This window comes from Psychrobacter sp. UBA3962, assembly GCF_002385225.1.
Lineage (GTDB): Bacteria > Pseudomonadota > Gammaproteobacteria > Pseudomonadales > Moraxellaceae > Psychrobacter.
The window spans coordinates 99,033-120,967 of the sequence record NZ_DGDC01000033.1; the positions used below are offsets into that span (position 1 = coordinate 99,033).

The window sequence follows — 21,935 nt, forward strand, 5'->3', positions numbered from 1 at the left end:
ATCTAACCACAAATCGCCCTTTTTTGCTTCGTTTTGTTTTTTACTTCAGTTTAGAATCCTATTTGGCCTAAAGCTTGAGGCGTTTTAAAAACCTCAAGCACCATAAAAACTTGATGGCCATAAAAAAAGGTGAGCTTTAAGCCCACCTTTTTTATTCTGCTATTGTAAACTCAATATCACTCAAGCAATGTAACTCAACCAAGTCTTTGCCTGCTTGAATTAGCTGGCAACTTTCGCCACTTTAAATCCAAGCTGCTGCACTACCTCTTCTTTATCATAAGGGGCCAATACTGCTTTGCTACTTGGCTTATCTTTTAGATAAGTGGTCGCCACACGCTGCAAATCTTCTAAAGTAACGGCTAGAATATTGCCGCGCATTTTTTGTTGCCAAGCTTCCCCGCGGTTATGTAAATCAGAGAAACAAGACTTCACTGCTTCTCCAGCAGGTGAGCCGGGCTTGTCCATACCTGAAACAATCCCTAAGATAGCCTCTTCTAATTGTTCCGGCTTCTGTGGCTCATTAAGCAGCCAGTTCACACTTTGCTCAAAATGCTCAAAGGTTTCAGCACAGTGTGGATCACGGTAACTAAAGAACTTAAAGGCACAGGCATTGGCATCGTAGCCCGCCCCGCCACCATAAGCACCACCACGCTCACGGATAGCACTATGCAAATAACCGTTACGTAAGTAAGGCGCTAATACCATCAGTGCTGCTGTATCGGGGTGGTCTGCTGGCACCACTGGATAGGCTGCAGCATTATGATAAACGTTGGTAGCAACCAACCAAGCCATATCTTCCGCTTGACGCTCTCCACTAGGAGCTTGTTGCGGCACGGCACTGCCTCGCTCAAGCTGCAGCTGGGTGTATTCATTAGGAATACTATCTGCCAAGGCTTGACTGTCTTGCTCTACCTTATTGGTATAAAGTGATTGCGCCCAGTTTTGTTCAATTAACTGTTTGAAGTGCTCTGTTTGCTCCGGTTCACACACAATTAAGGCTTGCTTGGGCAGGCTCGCCAAACGCTTATGTAACACTACTAGAGCGCTAGACAGCTCATCCCATTTGGACTCATCTTCAGCGGCATTGCCCAAGAATTCTTTTAGCGCATTTAATGCAGGCAAGCCACTACGCACATATTCAAGCTCAGCTTGACGGCTCATACTACGGCTTGCCGTTTGCATCGCATACGCATGGCCTGAGCTGGCCAAACGAGACTGCCAGCCGGCGCGTCTTTGCTGTAATAGCTCTTTGATACGGTCTTTTTCAGTGAAGATACTGTGCTCTAAGACTTGTTTCACCAAATCAATGGCTTCCGGCTTACGATTTAGGGCACGAGTTGCCACCACAAAGTAACTGCTCAATAAGTCTGGATCTTGCGGCGAGGTGCGCTGACTAACGCGCGCGGTTACCCCTGAAGAATGAGCCGCTTGTAGCGCTTGGAAATCTCGCGCTGACAAGGTATCAGTTCCCAAATCAGACAGCAGACCTAGATAAATAGGCAATAGTGGATGATTAATCAACTCATCCTGACCCGCTAGCGGCATAATCAATTGATAATAATACAAACCATTGGTACCAGCCTCATACTGATACAGGACACTGTCATCACCGGCAAGTTTAATGTCTACTTGCTTGCCATGAGTAAAGCTAATCGACTCAGGAACGTCTTCTAGACCGACTTTAGGCAACAAGCTTAAGTCATCTTCTGCCGCTTGACGGGCAGTTAACTGCTCGGTTTGCTCTCTAATTTTTTGTTTGTCTTCTGCCGTTAATGTCGCTTCAATAGCATCCAATCGGGCTTGTTCCGCCTCGGCCAATTTAGCAGACTTGGTGGCATCAGGCACTAAGGTCACACGCACTCGGTGTGGGTTATCAATTAAATGCTTCTGTAATAAACCAGGCAACCAATTAGGGTCTTTTACTTGTTCGCGTAACCACTGTAGATGCTCATCGACCTCCCAAATATCAATTGGGTTGCCATCATGAATGGCTGTACTAAAGCCCTCTAACATCAGGTTTAGACCATAAGGAATGCTATCACCGCCAATATGACGCTGATCAATCTCAATTTGGTGCAAGATGGTCTCAATGGCTTCAGAATCAATCTCATTATCGGCCACTTGCTGTAATAAATCTAAGATACCTTGTTCAATAGCATCGGCATGCTCAGGCTCTGAGCCACGTACACCAGCATAGAACACCATCTCAAAATGACTGTCGTCTAAGCCTAATAAAGGACTTGGACCGGTAGCCAACGGATGACTGTCCAAATAGGCACGTAAAGGCGAGCCCGCATGCTCAATCAATACCCCTTCTAACAGACGCAGTGCTAAGCGCTGTTTTGGATCGGTAATCTCTGGCAATAACCACGCCATAGCATGGTGAGTTTGCGCTTTATCTACCTCATCCACAGTATAGGTTTCGGTAACCTGAACAGGCGCACTTAGGCGCGTCTCAGGATGTGACTCATGCTTTTTACCTTCTCCAAACTGAGCTAAGGCATCTTCGTTTAACTTGGCCTGGGTTTGTTGTACTGGGATATTACCAAAGCTCATAATCACACTGTTTGAAGGATGGTAATGGCTTTTATGGAACTCAACCAACTCTGCATGAGTCAAGTCTGGGATATCTGCAGGATCACCCCCAGAGTTGTAATGATAAGTGGTGGTTGGGAATAAATGATGCGCCACACTGTGATACAGCTGGTCAATCTCCCCACTCATTGCCCCTTTCATCTCATTAAACACAATGCCTTTAAATTGCGGCTTATCATTGTCATCGAGCTCAACACGAATGCCTTCTTGAGCGAAATCTAAGGGGTGTAAATTAGGGAAGAAAGACGCGTCTAAATATATCGACAACAGGTTAAAGTAGTCGTTCTTATTTTGGGTCGCAAACGGATAGGCAGTCCAATCGGCTGCAGTCATAGCGTTCATAAAAGTATTCAAGGAACGCTTAATCATAGAAAAGAAAGGGTCGCGTACTGGATATTTAGCAGAGCCGCAAAGCGCGGTATGCTCAAGAATATGGGCCTCACCTTTTGAGTCCATAGGCTGAGTACGAAAGCCCACTAAAAATGCATTTTCATCACTCGGATGAGCCAAGTGATAATGCATGGCTCCGGTTTGTTTGTGCTTACTGATAACAACATCAAGCGACAACGCTTCAATTTTGCGGTGCTCAATTAATTCAAAGCTTGGATGTAAGGTCAAATCTAGCGCTGCATTATCTTGTTTCATATTTTTTGCTCGTATTATTTATCGTATTTTTATTAGCTATTACTGGTTTAAAGGGCTGCCTATCTAAGAGGCGTCATTCAAAAATGCTGATATTAATTAATGGAGGCGTTTGTGGTTTTTTAAAGCCAAAGTAACAACTTTACTTACATTCAAAGCTAAATGGCTTGGGCTGATAAATCTGAGTTTTGGTCAGTACAGTGACGCACCTTGGTAATGGTAGGTGCATATTGCCCCTTCAATTCATCACTGGGCAATGTCAAGCAAAATACTTCGCCGTTTTGGGCGCGTATGGACAATTCAAATTGACGAAACTTAGTTACGTGCTGCGTCTCATCGGCTGGCAAACCGAGTAAATACCATATCAACATACTGATCCAATACCCATGGGTATACACCACATGATTGCCTGGCTCAAAAGTTGCAAATTGCTTAAGTACTTGGGGAATACGTTGATAAAACTGCTGAAAACTCTCCGCATCCTCAGCATTAGCAATGGCAGGATGAGCTGATTGCCAATAAGCCTCAGTCAACACCATACGCTGCGTAAAAGTGGTGCCTTTTAAGCGACTAAAGCCGATTAAATCAAACTCTTGTAAGCCGTCTATAACTTTTGGTGTCTGCTTTAGTTTATTTAATAACGGCTGTGCGGTTTGCTGGGTGCGAATATAGCTCGACACACAGATGGAGTTAATATCTTCACCCAGAGTCTGCAACAACCATTCAGCGGCTTCTTCCGCTTGCTTGTGGCCCAGCTCGGTCAATTCAATCTTAGCGTTAGGCTGAATCTCTCCTCCAGCGTTGGCGGTACTTTGTCCATGTCGAACCAAATATATTTTTTTCATACGCTACCTTTAATTAACCCACCCTTTTAACACTATGCCTTAAAAAGAGCTCCCTAGAAAAAGAGCCCCCTAACCCTTACTCACCACTTGACAGCAGTGTATTCAAAAAAAGCTTAGTCTACTAGCGACGGCGATTAATTCAAATTTATTTTGCTTAATTGATAGCCTCTTAAGTATAAGCTGGGGTTAGAAATAGCGTGGAACATCCACAGACTAATCAGTTAGTAGGCGGTATAAAATGCAATCCATATCTTTTATGTTTAAACCAATACTTTTTCGTGACTTGGCTAAGCCTTATAAAATCTAGAGGTCACTCAGTTACCCCCAGCAGCTGTGGATAACTCTGTGTATAACTCATGACTTGACAGCAAATAACGCACAATAATTAAAGCTTAGGATAAAATTGTCTATTTTTTAAACAAAATATTTTCTATTTAAAATCAAATACTTACAATATAATTATTTTTAGCGATAAATTTTTATAATTTTTTTTAGACTCTGTAGTTTCTAGCAGATGTTCCACGCGGTAACCTCTATCTCCACAACCAACCTAAATTACAGTATCATAGCCGCATCGAAATCAAACACACCACAATTACTAAGAGTTGGAAATATTATGTACGACGTTATGGCTGTAGGAAACGCTTTGGTAGATCATGAATATCTATTGAATGATCAACAACTTACTCAGACCAGTCTGGCCAAAGGCAGTATGACTTTAGCCAGCTTAGAGGAGCAAACACAGTTGCTAACAGAATTCGAAGCTCAGCAATTACAGCCCTCAAAGCAAACTGGGGGCGGTTCAGCTGCCAATGCTATGTTTGCATTTGCTAGCCTTGGCGGTAAGTCTTTTTATGGCTGCCGTGTGGGAGATGATAAGGCGGGCGAGTTTTATTTAGCAGACTTGAATCAAGCGGGAGTGGCCACTACTTCTGAAAAATCTGTCTCAGCAGGAGGAGTTACTGGTTCTTGTGTGGTAACGATTACTCCAGACGGTGAGCGTACCATGCAAACCTACTTAGGCACTTCAAGTGACATTAATGCAGATAACCTAGACTTTGACGCTTTAGCTCAAAGTAGTTGGCTTTATTTTGAAGGTTATCTGGCAATGTCAGAGAGTCTACGCCCTGCCCTACAACAGCTACGTCAACAAGCCAAAGATAATAATATCAGGATTGCCGTAAGCTTTGCGGACCCTGCCGTGGTTAACTTTGCTAAAGAAGGCTTACTGGAAGTCTTAGGTGACGGGGTAAATACTATTTTCTGTAATGCTGAAGAAGCCATGCTATTTACTGAAACAAAAAACATTACTGAAGCCGCCCAAGCCTTAACTCAATACTGTCAACTGGCTGTAGTAACCAATAGCGCTAAAGACACGGTTATTTGTGAAAAAGACGCTGACGCAGCAACCACCTTAACGCAAGTACCTACCCCTAAAGTTGATAAGGTCATTGATACTAATGGCGCTGGCGACAACTATTCTGGCGCCTTCTTGTATGCCTTATCACAAGGTCACAGCTTAACTGAATGTGGCAAGCTGGCAGGTACTGTGGCCAGTCAAGTGGTACAACAGTTTGGTCCTCGCCTAACCGTTGAGCAATACCAAGCCATTGCTGAGCAAGTTCTGTCGGCTTAATTTGCTAAAGCTAGAATTCTTAAACATCAAGCAAAAAAAAATCCCAAACTTAAGTTTGGGATTTTTTATTTTTCAGGAACGATAACCTTAGGCTTTGGCTAGTGCTTGCTCTAAGTCCGCTTTGATATCTTCGATATGCTCGATACCAATAGACAGACGAATCATATCTTCACTAACGCCTGCTTTTGCCAACTCTTCGTCATTAAGCTGACGGTGAGTAGTAGTGGCTGGGTGACTGGCCAAAGATTTAGCATCCCCAATGTTTACCAAACGTGTGATTAGATTTAAGGCATCAATAAATTTCGCACCCGCTTCACGGCCGCCTTTTACCCCGAAGGTTAAGATAGCTGAAGGAGTACCTTTCATATATTTCTGCGCCAGCTCATGATCAGGATGATCCGACAAGCCAGCATACTTAACCCAAGCCACTTTATCATGACCTTTTAGATATTCAGCCACGGCTTGAGCGTTTTGGACATGACGCTCCATACGTAGGCTTAGGGTTTGGATACCCTGCAAGATACTAAAGGCATTTAAGGGACTTAACGCAGCACCTGTATTACGTAAAGGAGCCACACGAGCACGGGCGATATAGGCTGCAGCACCCACATCTTTTACAAAGTTTACGCCATGATAGCTGACATCAGGCTGGTTTAATAAAGGGAAACGCTCTGGATAATCGCCCCAATTAAAGTTACCACTATCTACAATGGCGCCACCAATAGAAGTACCAGTACCGCTCATGTATTTGGTTAATGAATGCACCACGATGTCAGCGCCAAATTCAAACGGACGGCATAAAGCAGGCGTGGCCACGGTGTTATCGATAACTACCGGTACACCATGCTTATGGGCCACTTCTGAAATGGCTTCAATATCAATGATGTTACCTAATGGGTTACCGATACTCTCAGCAAAGACCATTTTGGTTTTGTCATCGACCAAGTCGTGAATAGCTGCAGGGTTTTTATGATCAAAGAAACGAACTTCAATACCTTGACGCGGTAGAGTGTGCGCAAAGAAGTTATAAGTGCCGCCATATAGTGTTGAGGCAGCGATAATGTTATCGCCAGCTTCACAGATGGTTTGTACCGCATAAGTAATAGCCGCCATGCCTGAAGCTACTGCCAAAGCGCCGATACCGCCCTCTAATGCTGCCACACGCTCTTCTAACACAGCGTTGGTGGGGTTCATAATACGGGTATAAATATTACCTGCTACTTTTAAATCAAACAGATCTGCCCCGTGCTGAGTATCATCAAAAGCATAAGAGCTGGTGTGATAAATAGGCACAGCAACCGCCTTGGTGGTAGGCTCTACACTATAACCTGCATGAATGGCTAAAGTTTCTAAACGCTGGTTATCAACTGCATTGTCGGCATTACTCATATCGCATCCTTAACGTATTAATATAAAAGTTCAAATAAAAGCTTTAACGATACTATCTTATATAAGCACCTTGTTCTAAAGGTGCTATCACTCAAAAAGTGCTATAAATTTAAAAAGTACCATAAGCCAAAAACTAGCCCTAGGGCAAAATCAAAAGCCATAAAAAAGCTGGATTATCTAATGATAACCCAGCCAATGAATAAATATAATCACTAATTCTTATTATACTTATTACTTACGCTCAATTAGGAGGGTTTATTTATAATAAGCATTTTCTGTATGCGAGTGGTCTGTATCATCCACCACTTGAGTCAACTCAGGGATTTGCTGTTTTAATTGAACCTCAACCCCTTGACGTAAAGTCATGTCTACTGCTGAACAACCCTGGCAACCGCCGCCAAATTTAAGTACCGCAGTTAAGCCAACGCCTTCTTCTTCAATCAATTCTAATAACTGTACGTCACCACCATGAGCGGCTAAGCTTGGGTTAATCTCAGATTGAAGCACATAGTTGATACGCTCTTCAACACTAGCATCAGCACCCACTTTAGGCACTTTAGAGTTAGGTGCACGGAAAGTTAGCTGACCTCCGAAGCGGTCTTTATTGTAATCGATAACCGCATCTTCTAAATAAGGCACTGAAGAGGCTTCAATATAAGCAGTGAAGGCTTCAAATGGCATTTGTAGATCTGCCTCATCTTCCTCACCAGGCTGGTTATAAGCCATACAGCATTCTGCACGAGGCGTCCCTGGATGCTCAACAAAAATACGCACTCCGATACCTGGGGTTTCTTGTTTTGCCAGTAATTCAGCTAAGTACTCTTGCGCCGAAGGAGTGATGGTAATGTTGCTTTTAATGTCTGATTGTTCGATGTCTATTGCAGAAACTGGAGCGTTATCAGTCATAAGATGACCTCTTATATTATAAATTATAGGATGGATAAGATAGTTTGATGGGTTTAAAGATGAATATGCTTCTTTAGTGTTTCTATTATGGTGGCGATTGAGAATTAATCAAGGAAAATGATAATTAGTTACAATAGCAATTAGTTGCCTAGAAAAGCAGCTAAGAACTCATGCCTTCTAAAAATGCTGCAAAAAGGCTTATAAGCAAGCTAAATATTGTAATATGACCTATAATATACTCTATCAGAAATCACGATTTCCTATCGCCCATTTTACTGTATTTATTAAGCTACTCAAAATCCCTTCGCCTCCCTTATCGAGCTTTTTGTGGCCTCATTTTTTATGGCGCTTATAGCCTAGGTTTTGAGTTTAAAAAGCTTAGAGTTAACTATCATGACCTTAATTACTGCGGTAATCTCTATTTTCATATTAATAGCGATCAGTGCTGTTGTGTCGAGTTCTGAACTTGCCCTAGCTTCAGCTCGAAAAATAAAACTACAAATTCTAGCCAAAGAAGGCGAAGTACGCGCCCTAGATGTGCTCGCCATGCAAGACAACCCTGGTAGCTTTATTACGGTGGTACAAGTTTTACTGAACGCAGTTGCTATTTTAGCCGGTGTGATTGGCGAATCTGCCGTTAGCCCCTATCTAGAAGCCATCTTACAACACGAAGCCCTATCATTTTTACAATCGATCATTGGTTATGAAACGCTCGCTTCAGTGATTTCCTTTATCCTGGTCACCAGTGTTTTTGTGCTATTTGCCGACCTAATGCCCAAACGCTTTGCCATGAGCTATGCTGAGCCCATTGCCATCCGATTGGTACGCCCAATGATGATGCTTATCTTTGTGTTCAAACCCATTATTTGGGTATTTGATGGCGCAGCTGACCTGTTGTTTAAGCTACTGGGCGTATCGACGGTGCGCCGTGATGATCTCACTTCAGAGGATATTTATGCAGTAATGGATGCGGGCGCCGAAGCTGGGGTGTTAAAGCACCAAGAGCATCATTTAATTGCCAACATCTTTGAGATGCAAGAGCGCACGGTTACCTCGGTAATGACCACCCGTGAATACATCGTTTATTTCGACTCCAATGAAAATCATGATGTGATTGTTGAAACCATGATTCGTGAGCCACATCATAAATTCTTAGTCTGCTTAGAAGATGACTTAGAGCAAACCATAGGCTATGTTGAGTCTCGTGCCTTTTTGGCGATGGTTTTACAAAAAGAGAAGGTGCGTCTAACTGACCCCACTATTTTGCGTACCGCGCTATTTATTCCAGATACCTTATCTTTGTTCGACGTATTAGAGACCTTCAAAAGCACAGGATCCGACTTTGCTATTATCGTTAATGAGTACTCATTAGTGGTAGGGGTGATTACCTTAAAAGATGTGATGAGTATTGTGATGGGTGAGCTGGTCACCGTAGATGAGCAGCCTATCGTACAACGCACAGAGAACTCTTGGTTGGTCGATGGTATGACCCCTATTGAAGATGTCATTCGTACTTTAGGGATCATAAACTTGCCAAACTCAGAGAACTATGAAACCATAAGTGGGTTCATGATGTATTCTTTACGAAAGATACCCAAAAAAACCGACTTCATTGAGCACGCTGGTTTTAAGTTTGAAATTCTAGATACTGAAAACCTCAAGGTTAATCAGTTACTGGTCACTAAAACCACTGAAGAGTAACGGCCGTAAGTCCATTCCTAGCATTTCTCTATAGGCTACTTACCTGTTACTTATAATACCCAAAGGTTAGGCGCCGGTGCTGTCCTAAGTGCTACAGCCTAACCCTTATGCAAGATTCTAATATCTACCAGATATTTGATTATCCAATTGTATTATTAAATACAAAAAATCTTTTTTAAACCGTCATCTCATACCCATAGCGCTTTGCCTATATGGCTAAGTTATTAATCCCTGCACTGTCTAGATTAAATTAATTTAGCAATACTGACGGGGTCTGCATTTTTATAAATTATTTTATAAAAAGCTATGCTATCGGTATGCCTATTTTTATGGTGCATTGTATGTCTAAACAAATTTCCACCACAAGAAGCAACCGGCCATTTGCTTCCTTTTGGTCTGCTAGTGACGCACAGCAGCGCACAATGATTATAGGTGTCTTACTGGCAGTAGTCTCAAACTTATTATTTGGTATCCTTTATTTTTACAGTAACTTACTGCAGCCGCTAACCGGTACTCAGGTCTTTATCTGGCGCATGCTGTCTATGTGGGTAGCCTTAGTAGGCTTTGTGGTGATAAGAGGCCGCTTGGGCTACCACCTGGATATCTTGCGTAATCTAAAAACGGCTAAGCAGTGGGCTTGGCTGCTACTACCTACCCCCATATTTTTTAGTCAACTTTGGCTATTTATGTGGGCCCCAGTCAATGGACAAGGGGTACAGGTAGCGATGGGCTACTTCTTATTTCCCTTGATGATGGTGCTGTTTGGCTATCTGTTTTTTGGGGAGCGATTATCCAAGTTACAGTGGTTGGCTGTGGGCTTCGCCCTGGTGGGTATTAGCCTAGAGATGATGCGGACTCAAAGCGTGTCTTGGGCAACGCTTTGGGTGTGTGGGACTTACCCCATTTATTATATTATGCGTCGATTACAGGGCATTACTGCCATGACAGGAATGCTAGTCGACTTGACTCTGTTTTTACCTATTGCCCTAGGATATATGCTATTTGTTGCTCCTGAGAACTTAGCCTTTGTAATGGGTTCAAGTCTCCATATGCTACTGGTCGTAAGCCTAGGCATACTCAGCGTGTTGGCATTAAAGACCAACTTAGATGCCAGTCAAATATTGCCCGTCAATGTATTTGGCATGATGAGTTATCTTGAGCCAGTATTTTTATTTTTCTTAGCCATAACGGTCTTAGGCGATAGCTTTGAAATGGGCATGTTATACAGTTATGGTCTAATCTGGATCGGTATCATGTTCCTGATTGCCCATGGCGTTCGTCAGTTACGGGCCAATAGACGCAACAATAAACCCTGGATGAAAGGCGCTCGGGTTAGCTAAATGCTAAACAAGACAAGCCATTGGCTTTTAAAGTTTTAAAATACAAGCCCCTCTAAACTTTAGAGGGGCTTTTTTTACTCCTTTTATACGTTTTGGAACCTATTCATTATTGTTATTGTGAAGTCTAGTGTGTCACTATAAAGCCCTTTATCCTTAAAAATTAATTCTTACAATAATCACAAACTCAAATCACAAACTCAAAGTTCAATCACAAGATTGAATGCTGGTATTGCTGGAGCTTCAAGAATGAGCGTGTCACCTGCACAAAGCCCAATGGAATTAGAAAAAAAGTCTGATAATTTAAAGTCAAATTCCAATCGCCATTACAAATATTTAGTATTTATTGGTCGTTTTCAGCCCTTTCATATGGGGCATAAAGCGGTGGTAGATGAGGCGTTAAACAGAGCAGAAAATGTCATCATGTTAATCGGCTCAGCGAATATGCCTAGAAGCCTGCGTAATCCTTTCACAGTTGAAGAGCGCGCTCAAATGATTAAGGGGGCTTACTCGGCTGAGGATGCTGCTAGAATTCACTGTGTTGGCCTTGATGATGCTCTATATAACGACACGCGCTGGCTACAGTATGTTCAAGCCTCTGTTAAGAGCGTTACTCATGATTTGAATGAAGACATTGCATTAATTGGCCACTCCAAAGACAGCTCGTCTTATTACTTATCCTTATTCCCAACCTGGGAGTCTGTATCCGTTCCCAATTACAAAGACCTATCTGCTACTCCCATTCGTGAAGGCTATCTGATGGGCGCTACCCCCACTGGAGAACGTACCCCTGTTTCCACGCGTGAAGTTATGGAGGCTCTCAAAAAAACTGAGGACTACCAGCACCTTCATGAAGAAGCTTGGTTCGTTGATGATTATATGAAGCAGTGGCGTGATGCCCCTTATCCTCCTACCTTTATGACCACTGATGCTTTGGTAGTACAGTCTGGCCATATCTTACTGGTAGAGCGTCGTAGTATGCCAGGTCGTGGTTTATGGGCGCTACCTGGAGGGTTTGTGGATCAAAAAGAAACCTTGCTAGATGCCTGTATTCGTGAGCTGGCGGAGGAAACCAAGCTCGATGTACCTGCTTCAGTGCTATATGGCTCTCGCCATAGTCAGCATACCTTTGATGACCCTTACCGCTCATCAAGAGGTCGTACCATTACCCAAGTATTTTACTTTAAGCTAAAAAACGACCCTGAAGGCTTGCCTCAAGTAGAAGGGGGAGATGATGCTGCCAAAGCTTTCTGGTTGCCCTTGGCTGAACTTGATCCCAAAAGAATGTTTGAGGATCACTACGCCATTATTACTAAGATGGTAGGCCTGTGATTTTTATTGCTATTATCTGCTACAGCCTTTTACAGTCAAGCCGATAGACGGTAAACCCCATTACGACATTTGAGGCTAATTTGGCTTTCTTATTTTAGCCCTTACAGCCTCAATACTTATCCTAAATGTCGTTTCATCAATCAGAGGAGCTCTGTGATGTACACCAGTAATTTAAATAATTTAATTCTGAATTCTGACAGTTATAAAACTTCGCACTGGCTACAATACCCCCCAGGCAGCGAATATATGTCAAGCTACGTGGAAGCCCGCAAAGGCGACTATGATGTGGTTTTCTTTGGGTTACAAGCGTACATTAAAGAATATCTGAGCAAGCCTATTACCACTGCAGATATTGACGAGGCAGAGCAAATCATTACCGCTCACGGCCTACCCTTTAATCGCTCAGGTTGGGAGCGTCTGGTAGAAAAACATGGTGGCTACCTGCCAATTAGAATCCAAGCGGTGCCCGAGGGCAGCATTGTCCCTGTCTCAAATGTGGTGTGTCAGATTATCAATACCGATCCTGAGTTTTATTGGCTACCTAGCTATTTAGAAACCTCTTTATTACGGGCCATTTGGTATCCTTCAACGGTATCGAGTCTATCTTATTACTGCAAAAACGTGATCAAAGTGGCCCTGGAGAAATCAGCAGATAGCCAAGCTGGCCTGCCCTTTAAGTTACATGACTTTGGAGCCCGTGGTGCTTCAAGCTTAGAGTCTGTGGCTTTAGGTAGCCTAGCGCATTTGGTCAACTTCTCTGGCACCGACAGTATGACTGCTTTAGTTTCCGCCAGTCGCTGGTATGGTATGAGCGAGGAGATGCCTGCCTTCTCTATTCCCGCCGCGGAGCACAGCACCATGACCGCTTGGGGCCGCGAACGTGAAAGCCAAGCCTATGCCAATATGCTAGAGCAATTTGGGGGTGAGGGAAGTACTGTGGCGGTGGTCTCAGACAGTTATGACCTATGGAACGCCATTGACAATATTTGGGGCGATGAGTTAAAGCATCAAGTCGAAACCATGGGCGGCACTTTAGTGATTCGCCCTGACAGTGGCGATCCTGCTAAAGTTGTGCGTGAAGCTTTAGAGCGCTTATCGGTCAAATTTGGCTACAGCGTAAACAGTAAAGGCTACAAAGTTCTACCGGATTATGTGCGCCTGATCCAAGGCGATGGCATAAGTCCACAAAGCCTAGGCAAGATATTACAGACGGTAATGAAAGCTGGATTTAGCGCCGATAACGTTACTTTCGGTATGGGTGGCGGCTTATTACAGCAAGTGACCCGAGACACTATGAGCTGGGCCATGAAAGCCAGTGCTATTCAAATCGATGGAGAATGGAAAGACATCTTCAAAGACCCAATCACCAGCCGCTCAAAACGTTCGAAAAAAGGACGTCTAGCTTTAGTCAAAGACCAACAAGGCAATTTGAGCACCATAAAAGAAGACCAACTACAAAGCCGCGAAGATAACTTATTACGGGATGTATTTGTCGATGGCAAGCTATTAATTGATGATAGCTTAACCACCATTCGTCAGCGTACTGGGAGTTGGTAAAATCTAGCCTATCATATACTGGTACTAGCTTCGATTAGTCGTATTAGCTTCGATAAACAAAAGCTTCGTCCTATCTAAGGCGAAGCTTTTTTATCTTTCTCGCTTATATGTCTCATTTAGACAAACAACCATAACCAAACCCTGCAAAACAGGAGGATCGGCTGTCACCCTACTCTAGCTTGAGATATCAAACTGTATTACACTCATAGCTTCCTAAAACAGCCAGATAAACTATATAACAGTCAGACAAATAATATAAAAGAAAAAAACTATGATTCCTTTGCAACCAAAACACATCGCATTAGCCCCAGTCTATCTCTACCAAGGTATGAAGCTAAAAAAGACCGCTTTAAGACTGCCAGAAGCAGAAGGAGAACGTAAAGGGCGACTGACTCTTAACGAAAAGGACAGCCCTTCAGAGGATAAGAGCACCTTAAATATCATGCTGCTAGGAGACTCCTCAGCGGCTGGTGTAGGGGTGAGCTCACAACAAGAAGCGCTTGCCGGCCAATTGCTTGAGCAACTGCAGCTACTGCCCCAAATTCAACAGAAATTCTCACAGCTAGAGTGGTCGCTGCACGCCACTTCCGGTCATACCAGCTTTGATGCCCTGCGTAGGCTGTATGTATTGCCCGTACCTCCTACTCCTGTAGACATTATGATAGTAATGGTGGGGGTAAATGACACCACTGCTAATGTCTCTACTAGCAAATGGGAGCAGCAGCTGCGCGAGATTATTGGCCTAAGTCAACGCAAATTTGGAGCGAAACAGATTATCTTCCCTTGCTTACCCCCCATGCAGGAAATGCCCGCTATCCCTAGCCCCTTGAATAAGTTAATGGGATATAAAACGCAGATAATGAATGAGAGGTTGATTGAAGTTTGTGACCACTATGAGTCAGTATTGGCCTTGCCGATTAACCTTAACAATAAAGACCTACAAACCCAAAACTTCTTTGCTGAAGATGGCTTTCATCCCAATTCCACCGCCTACTCACTGTTGGCCAAAAAATTGGCAAAAACCATTTCTGAGCTGGTTTAGATCAACCCTTTACGACGCATATGTTTGTAGACAACAACCACTACTAAAACATTTAATAGCAATGTCGCTAGCTGTAGCCAGTCAAAAGGGCGAGCTATGAGATAGTAAAGTTCAACGGGCAAAAAAATACCGTAGCCTAATACGCTAAACCAATAAGCCCAAGTTTTATCGGTCCATAAACCATAAGCTTCAATAAAGCGAAGACTGGCATAACCCAAAATCAATAATAAGAATAAGGTCCAGTTCTCTGACGCTTTCTGGGCCACTCGGGTAAGCGCCTCGACTTGGGTACTAAATAAAGTACCGAAATGTTGGACCCAAGCGTGATTCGCCGACTCAATCCACAGCGACACGTCATTATGCCAAGCCCATAAAGCAAGGGCAGTAATCACTGCCCCTACTCCTTTGATTAATTCATAAAAAGTGACTGCTTTAATGGAGCCACTAATTACAGTGGGCTCAGTCAAAATAAGTCTCCACCACCTTACCTTGTAAGGTCTGATTTAAGAAAGGCGTATTTTTACCTTTTGACAGCATACTGTCTCGAGTCAGCTGCCACTCATGGTTAGGATCAACCAGTACTGCACCCCCGATTTCGTGATACTGCTCTTCAATACCCGCAATACGTGCTGGAGCCAAACAAATCTTCTCCACCAATTGCTCTGGAGTTAGGATATTGTCCCGCACCAGTTTACAAGCTAGGCCCATAAAGGTATCAAAGTTTGAAATACCTGGAGTAGACTCAGCAAAAGGTGCTTGCTTTGCGGTGTCATTTAAAGGCTCATGATGACTACAAATGGCATCGATGGTTCCGTCTTGTAGCCCTCTAATCAGGGCCTTTTGGTCGGTGTTACTGCGCAGAGGAGGAATGACATAAGCTTGAGCATTAAACCCTTCTAAATCGTCATCCGTTAAATGCAGCTGATGCATCGCCACATCACAAGTGACCGGTAAGCCTTGAGCTTTGGCCAAACGCATTAAGCCGATGGAAGATTTACAGGTCAGCTGACTAAAGTGAGCGGAAATACCTGTTTCTTCTACCATCAATAGCTGAGTAGATAAGGCAACCGTCTCTGCCAACCAAGGAATGCCTTGTAAACCATGGAAAGAGGCAATATAGCCTTCATGAGCTACCCCGCCTGCAGATAGGCTAGGCTCATTAGGATAGAAAAATACTTTTAAACCAAAAGTAGCGGCATACTCTAAAGTACGCAGTAATACTAAATCGTTGGCAAAGGGACGACCCGCATTAGTGACTGCAATACAGCCTCCTTTTTTAAGGCCAGCCACATTGGCCGGACGCTCGCCTTTTAACTCAGCAGTTAGGGCCCCTAAGATGTGTAGGTAGATGCCCCCATCTTGCTTGGCTCGTTCTCTTAGGCCTTTTAATAAGGATCCGTTTTCTAAGACAGGGGTGGTGTCTGGCGGGGTAACCACATGCAAGAATCCATTGGCACGGGCCGCACGACCTTCTGTTTGTAAAGTACCGTGCTGTTGTAGACCAGGCTCACGTAGACGAGCACATAAATCAACCAGTGGCGGTAACAGCCAGTGATTTTCTTTAGTTTCGATATCGGGTTGGGTAAACTCTTTAGGCAGTAGGTTAAGCATGATATATCCAGTATTTTTTAGTATGAGAGATAGAGTTTCGTTTATGGGCTATAAGCAGCATGAGCAAGGTTTATCCAGTAAGGCTCTGAATTTATAGTAAAGAGTGCAACGCTTGATATTCGCGTTGCCCTTGTACCGCCATAGCCAACACAGCCATACGAATCGCGATGCCATTATTGACCTGCTTTAAAATTACCGACTGCGAGCCATCTGCGACAGTTGAAGCAATCTCTACCCCTCGGTTCATAGGACCTGGGTGCATGACAATAGCGTCTGGCTTAGCTTTGGCCACACGCTCTGGAGTAATCCCATACTTTTTGAAATATTCCCCTGATGCGGCCATCAATGGAGAGCCAATACGCTCATTTTGAATACGCAGACCCATCAACACATCACAATCAACCACGCCCTCATCAATATCCTCATAAACCTTCACCCCATAACGCTCAATCCCTTTTGGTAATAAAGTACGAGGCGCAATGACCCGAATTTCTTTTACGCCCAATATTTTTAGAGCGGCAATATCAGAACGGGCCACACGCGAGTGTTTGATATCCCCGATGATGGCCACCGTTAACTCTTCAAACGGACGCGGTGCCTCACGGTGAATGGTTAACATATCCAGCATACCTTGCGTAGGATGCGCATGCCAACCATCACCGCCGTTAATGATAGCAATCTCAGGAGTTACCTCAGTAGCCATGAAATGGGCTGCACCAGAAGCGGAGTGACGCACCACGAATATGTCGGCGGTCATCGCTTGTAGATTCCATAAGGTGTCGCGCAAACTCTCGCCTTTTTGAGTGCTAGAGCGGGCAATATCAATATTTAATACGTTGGCACCCAAACGCTTTTCTGCCACTTCAAACGTAGTGCGGGTACGGGTTGAGGGCTCAAAGAATAGGTTCATTACCGTACAGCCTTCAAGCTCAGGACTGTTGATCAATTGACCATTTTCGTCAAAAAATGATTCAGCCTTAGCAATAATGGCTTTCAACTGAGCACGACTTAAGCCTTCAATGCCTAAAAAATGACGGATATTACCATCGTCATTTAATTGGGGCTTACTCAATGAGGCATTCATTCTTGCCGTTGTCGAGTCAAAGTTAGCAGATAAGGTCGACTGTGAGGGATGTGCAGTCTCAGGTTTCTGTGTTGAGTCAGTCATGGCAGTTAAAGGTATCCTTTATGAGCAGATGGGTGATTGGACGGTGAAACTAGGGCCAAACCATATAAGGTAGTACAATCCGTTATCGGGATTATCATTTATATCAGCTATTATAGTTAACTTGCACAAGAAATATTGCATGGTTTTTGCTACACTTTGCGCAGACCCATTACTGCTAATTATAGTCAGCAGTAGTAGACAGTCTACAAGTCACTTTTTTTACCCGAATAAAGCATAAAGGGCTATCTTTGACCCTTATCAAATTGGGTTGCTAAAAGTTGGTATAGTTTAGCTGATTTACTGCCTTTCAAAAAGTGACCGTATTGACTTTCTCGTACTAGATTTATGTAAAAAAATACATTTATAGATACAATAGACCCCTTCCTGACTCTTGGATAAAGGAATCCATAATGATTACGCTTAACGACTACTTCCAAAGTTACCTAACCGCTACTTCTGCAGACAGCAGCAGTGAAAAATCTGCGGTAATCGATGTAATTAATACTATCACTGCAGTGGGTAAAGAGATTACAGAGCTTTTACGTAAAGGTGCTTTGGCAGATATCCATGGCGAAGCCGGTGCGGAAAACGTACAGGGTGAACAACAAAAGAAACTAGACGTTATTGCTAATGACTTATTATTAGAGGCATTAACTGCTAATAAACACTGTGCCGGTGTTGCTAGTGAAGAGTTAGATGATGCTACCCCTGCCAATGAATCAGGCGAGCTTTTGGTTTTGTTTGACCCGCTAGATGGCTCTTCAAACATTGATATCAACATGCCTACTGGCACCATCTTCTCAATCTTACCTTATAGAAACAAAGGCCAAGCGGTAACAAACGCAGACTTTTTACAAAAAGGTACGGAGCAGTTGGCAGCCGGCTACTTGCTATATGGCTCATCAGCGATGTTGGCTTTCACCTTCTCTGACGCTTTAGACAGTGACAATGATGGCGTTGTCCTTTTTAGCTTAAACCCAACCACTGGTGAGTTTGAATTGGTTAAAAAGAACATTTCTATTGACGCCGATACCAAAGAGTATGCCATTAATGCTTCAAACGCACGCCACTGGTTACCGCCCATGCAACAGTATATTAACGAATTGCTAGCAGGTACTACTGGTCCTCGTGGTAAAAACTTTAACACCCGCTGGGTCGCTGCTATGGTGGGTGATGTGCATCGTATCTTATGCCGTGGCGGTATCTTTATTTATCCCAAAGACACCAAAGACCCAAGCAAAGCTGGCAAGCTGCGTTTAATGTATGAAGCCAACCCAATGAGCCTGCTTATCGAACGTGCAGGCGGCGCTTCAACTGATGGTATCAATCGCATTATGGACTATGAACCTACCGATATTCATCAACGCGTCCCGGTGGTATTGGGAGCCAAGAATGAGGTTGAGCAGGTACAAAAGCTGCATCAACAAGCGTAATTAACTCTATTTAATTATTATAACTTATTGCTATAAGAGGCCAAGCCAACTAGGTTTGGCCTTTTTTATTGCAAAACTCCATCACGTATTAAACACTAGGTGTGTTACTCTACTGACTATATGTTTGATCCTTACGGCCTCGCTTTTATTAGCCAAATGAACTACCCATAAAGCAGAGCTAAGCCCAAAGTAATCGAAAACTATATATTTTAATATCTAAATCAAATGAGCAAATAATGACCGACGTAATCAGCAACAAGTTCTCTAATAACCCAGTTATTACCTCAGAAAAAAACCCAACGGTGAAGTTAGCAAAAGCTTTGTTAACTCAATCACGCCAACGTAAAAAGGCAGGTCAGACTGTTCTTGAAGGCGTACATCTTATAGAAGCTGCACTTCAAGCCAAGCACTTGCCGCAACAAATCATCATCTCTTACAGTGGCCTATCGCATCCAGAAGTTCAAGCGCTACTGGCCTCACTCAACGAGCATAATCTTGATAATCAACTTACTGTAGTCAGTGACAGTGTTTACCAGGGTATTACTACCTTAGGTAATGGTGTTGAGATCATGGCCATTGTCGATGTGCCTGAGCACAATTTGCATACCTTAAAAGCGCCTATTACCACGGATTGTTTAATCTTAAATGACGTCCAAGACAATGGTAACGTAGGCACTCTATTACGCACAGCAGCAGCCGTGGGCATCAAAAACATTATCTGTACTAAAGGTAGTGCCCAAGCTTGGTCACCAAAAACCATGCGTGCCGGTATGGGGGCTCAGTTTGGATTAACTATCTACGAAGGAATTGAAGCCGATGAAGTCTTGAGCTATTTAAGACTGCCTATCTATGCAACCAGCTCGCATACAGATAACATCATCTATAAACAGAATCTAAATCGCCCAGTCGCTTGGGTAATGGGCCATGAAGGCCAAGGGGTCTGTGAAGAGATCATGCAGCAAGCCACCCCAGTGGCGTTACCTCAGCCTAACGGTCAAGAAAGCTTAAATGTGGCCATTGCGGGCGCATTGTGTATGTATGAGACACTACGCCAAAGAGACTATAGTTAAACTATAGCTTAGCTGAAATCAAAGGCTACAGTGGTCCAAAATGTTTACATTAAAAAAGGCACATAAGGTGCCTTTTTTAATATCATCAAACCATGAAAATAACTTTAAACGTAAGGCTTTTCTCTTAGCCATTTGGTGGCCAAGTATTTAACTCCTTCGGTTACAGGTGTTCCTGCATGTAAAGTTAATTTATCAATCTGACCATTCAAATCAGTATTAGCAAAATACAGTGCTGTACCCATCTTTGGACGCACTTCAAAATTTAAATTTGGAAATCGGGTCGAACCACCAGCATCAACGTCTGATAAGTACATTAAAAAGGTACCCAATCGCTGTCCCCCTCTCTTAGTCACCACACTACTACTCTTTTTGGCTGGATCAAAGAAGTCGAAATGAGGACGGTATTCTCCGCCATCTTCGTAGCGTAAAACTTGTAATCCTTCTCCATTTTCAACCGGCCAATGTACTAACTCAGATATTCTGTTTTCGATGCTCTTAATTACCGGAATTTCACCACGTTGATACCCAGTACTGGTGCTAGTTCGAGCATGATGTTCAACAAAAGTACCATCTTCAGGATTAACCACTCTTGAGGCCTTTAACTTACTATCGGCATCATCAATTAAGGCCTGACACTCCTCAGGACTTAAAAAGTTATTAATGACTGCAATAAACGGCTTATGACAAGTAAAAGCCAAAGAGACTTCTCTATCCATCAATTTGATTTGGTTATGTGAAATATCTATATAAGGTATTTGCAGGTTGCTATTACTCTTATGGATCAATTCATAAGCAGCATCTACCCACCCTTTTTCAAATAAGCTAGCAGCCAATTTATTGGAAGGTACTCCTCTAGCTAGGTTATGTTTTAACCAATCTTGCCAGGTTTTTTCTAGTTCCATTAGAGCACTCATCTACAATTCCTTTGTTTGAATTAGGTTAGTAATAGAAGCGACTTCGATTAATCAGCTGATAAAGATTAATAGACCCAATCCAGATTAGGTTAGGCTCGCTTAAATCTACCACTTTGGATTGCGTTATTATAAGAGCAATAGTACTTTAAAAATCGCTGTAAAAGCAAACTATAGCTGACATATTACTATAATCAATGCATGCAAATGCTCAGCATAAAAAAAGACCCTCTGTTTCCAGAGGGTCTTTTTCGTATAATGCTGTACTACGTATTAACTAAAATTAGTTTTTAACGTTAGCAACAACACCAGCACCTACAGTACGGCCACCTTCGCGAATTGCGAAACGTAGACCTTTGTCCATAGCGATTGGGTGGATTAGCTCTACGCTCATCTCAACGTTATCGCCTGGCATTACCATTTCAGTACCTTCTTGTAATTGGATTGCACCAGTTACGTCAGTTGTACGGAAGTAGAACTGTGGACGGTAACCATTCAAGAATGGAGTGTGACGACCACCTTCTTCTTTTGACAGTACGTATACTTCTGCATCAAAGTTAGTGTGTGGAGTGATTGAACCTGGCTTAGCTAGTACTTGACCACGTTGTACGTCTTCACGCTTAGTACCACGTAATAGTACACCACAGTTCTCACCAGCACGACCTTCGTCTAGTAACTTACGGAACATCTCGATACCAGTACAAGTTGTTTTAACTGTGTCTTTGATACCAACGATTTCGATCTCGTCACCAACGCGTAC

Annotated in this window: 17 protein-coding genes; 8 read left to right on the forward strand and 9 right to left on the reverse strand. The window is 43.2% G+C overall.

Translation table 11 applies throughout. The features are described from left to right. Window positions 1-219: 219 nt before the first annotated feature. Together B3S92_RS08475 and B3S92_RS08480 are read right to left on the reverse strand one after the other, a co-directional pair. The gene (locus B3S92_RS08475) at window positions 220-3,240 is read right to left on the reverse strand and encodes an insulinase family protein (RefSeq protein ID WP_296204882.1); all 3,021 of its coding nucleotides are present in this window, start codon (window positions 3,238-3,240) and stop codon (window positions 220-222) included. A gap of 155 nt (window positions 3,241-3,395) precedes the next feature. Next, a complete protein-coding gene (locus tag B3S92_RS08480; protein ID WP_296204884.1) occupies window positions 3,396-4,082 on the reverse strand; it encodes a histidine phosphatase family protein in 687 nt (228 codons plus the stop codon). A gap of 616 nt (window positions 4,083-4,698) precedes the next feature. Between B3S92_RS08480 and B3S92_RS08485 the strand changes: the two genes are divergently transcribed. Then, window positions 4,699-5,718, forward strand: coding sequence for an adenosine kinase (locus tag B3S92_RS08485; protein WP_296204888.1), 1,020 nt, complete (start codon window positions 4,699-4,701; stop codon window positions 5,716-5,718). Between the two features lie 87 nt (window positions 5,719-5,805). On the opposite strand, the gene B3S92_RS08490 is transcribed toward B3S92_RS08485, so the two are convergent. After that, entirely contained in the window at window positions 5,806-7,107 is a 1,302-nt protein-coding gene (locus B3S92_RS08490; protein WP_296204891.1) for an O-acetylhomoserine aminocarboxypropyltransferase/cysteine synthase family protein, read from the reverse strand. Between the two features lie 255 nt (window positions 7,108-7,362). Next, window positions 7,363-8,013, reverse strand: coding sequence for a Fe-S biogenesis protein NfuA (gene nfuA, locus B3S92_RS08495; RefSeq protein WP_296204893.1), 651 nt, complete (start codon window positions 8,011-8,013; stop codon window positions 7,363-7,365). A gap of 393 nt (window positions 8,014-8,406) precedes the next feature. Here nfuA and B3S92_RS08500 point away from each other — a divergent pair, with 393 nt between their 5' ends. The 5 genes from B3S92_RS08500 (at window position 8,407) to B3S92_RS08520 (ending at window position 14,982) form a co-directional block, all read left to right on the forward strand. Next, window positions 8,407-9,714, forward strand: a complete 1,308-nt coding sequence (locus B3S92_RS08500) for a hemolysin family protein (protein ID WP_296204896.1) — start codon at window positions 8,407-8,409, stop codon at window positions 9,712-9,714. 341 nt (window positions 9,715-10,055) lie between these two features. After that, complete coding sequence (rarD, locus tag B3S92_RS08505) at window positions 10,056-11,054, forward strand: EamA family transporter RarD (RefSeq protein ID WP_296204899.1); 999 nt, start codon at window positions 10,056-10,058, stop codon at window positions 11,052-11,054. A gap of 273 nt (window positions 11,055-11,327) precedes the next feature. Beyond that, on the forward strand, window positions 11,328-12,383 hold the full coding sequence (locus tag B3S92_RS08510; protein WP_414707018.1) for a bifunctional nicotinamide-nucleotide adenylyltransferase/Nudix hydroxylase: 1,056 nt from the start codon (window positions 11,328-11,330) through the stop codon (window positions 12,381-12,383). Window positions 12,384-12,539: 156 nt separating this feature from the next. Beyond that, entirely contained in the window at window positions 12,540-13,940 is a 1,401-nt protein-coding gene (locus B3S92_RS08515) for a nicotinate phosphoribosyltransferase (protein WP_296204903.1), read from the forward strand. Between the two features lie 271 nt (window positions 13,941-14,211). Next, a complete protein-coding gene (locus B3S92_RS08520; protein WP_296204904.1) occupies window positions 14,212-14,982 on the forward strand; it encodes an SGNH/GDSL hydrolase family protein in 771 nt (256 codons plus the stop codon). Here the strand turns inward: B3S92_RS08520 and B3S92_RS08525 are convergent. The 3 genes from B3S92_RS08525 to B3S92_RS08535 all read right to left on the reverse strand — a co-directional run bounded on the left by B3S92_RS08525 (window position 14,979) and on the right by B3S92_RS08535 (window position 17,677). After that, complete coding sequence (locus B3S92_RS08525; RefSeq protein WP_077451239.1) at window positions 14,979-15,449, reverse strand: DUF2127 domain-containing protein; 471 nt, start codon at window positions 15,447-15,449, stop codon at window positions 14,979-14,981. The two genes, B3S92_RS08520 and B3S92_RS08525, sit on opposite strands and share 4 nt — an antisense overlap. Continuing rightward, window positions 15,442-16,593, reverse strand: a complete 1,152-nt coding sequence (locus B3S92_RS08530) for a dihydroorotase (RefSeq protein ID WP_296204908.1) — start codon at window positions 16,591-16,593, stop codon at window positions 15,442-15,444. Before B3S92_RS08530 ends, B3S92_RS08525 begins: the two co-directional genes overlap by 8 nt. Window positions 16,594-16,684: 91 nt before the next feature. Continuing rightward, window positions 16,685-17,677 carry an aspartate carbamoyltransferase catalytic subunit gene (locus tag B3S92_RS08535; protein ID WP_296204936.1) on the reverse strand — a complete coding sequence of 331 codons (993 nt, stop codon included), beginning with the start codon at window positions 17,675-17,677 and terminating at the stop codon, window positions 16,685-16,687. A 494-nt stretch (window positions 17,678-18,171) separates the two neighbouring features. On the opposite strand from B3S92_RS08535, the gene B3S92_RS08540 reads away from it, so the two are divergent. Both B3S92_RS08540 and B3S92_RS08545 read left to right on the forward strand, forming a co-directional pair. Then, a complete protein-coding gene (locus B3S92_RS08540) occupies window positions 18,172-19,194 on the forward strand; it encodes a class 1 fructose-bisphosphatase (RefSeq protein WP_296204910.1) in 1,023 nt (340 codons plus the stop codon). A 236-nt stretch (window positions 19,195-19,430) separates the two neighbouring features. Beyond that, window positions 19,431-20,264, forward strand: coding sequence for a TrmH family RNA methyltransferase (locus B3S92_RS08545; RefSeq protein WP_296204912.1), 834 nt, complete (start codon window positions 19,431-19,433; stop codon window positions 20,262-20,264). A gap of 104 nt (window positions 20,265-20,368) precedes the next feature. Here the strand turns inward: B3S92_RS08545 and B3S92_RS08550 are convergent, their stop codons facing one another. Both B3S92_RS08550 and B3S92_RS08555 read right to left on the reverse strand, forming a co-directional pair. Continuing rightward, the gene (locus B3S92_RS08550) at window positions 20,369-21,178 is read right to left on the reverse strand and encodes a 2OG-Fe(II) oxygenase (protein WP_296204915.1); all 810 of its coding nucleotides are present in this window, start codon (window positions 21,176-21,178) and stop codon (window positions 20,369-20,371) included. A gap of 280 nt (window positions 21,179-21,458) precedes the next feature. Continuing rightward, the coding region (locus tag B3S92_RS08555) for an EF-Tu/IF-2/RF-3 family GTPase (RefSeq protein ID WP_296204917.1) at window positions 21,459-21,935 on the reverse strand (477 nt) is incomplete at its 5' end.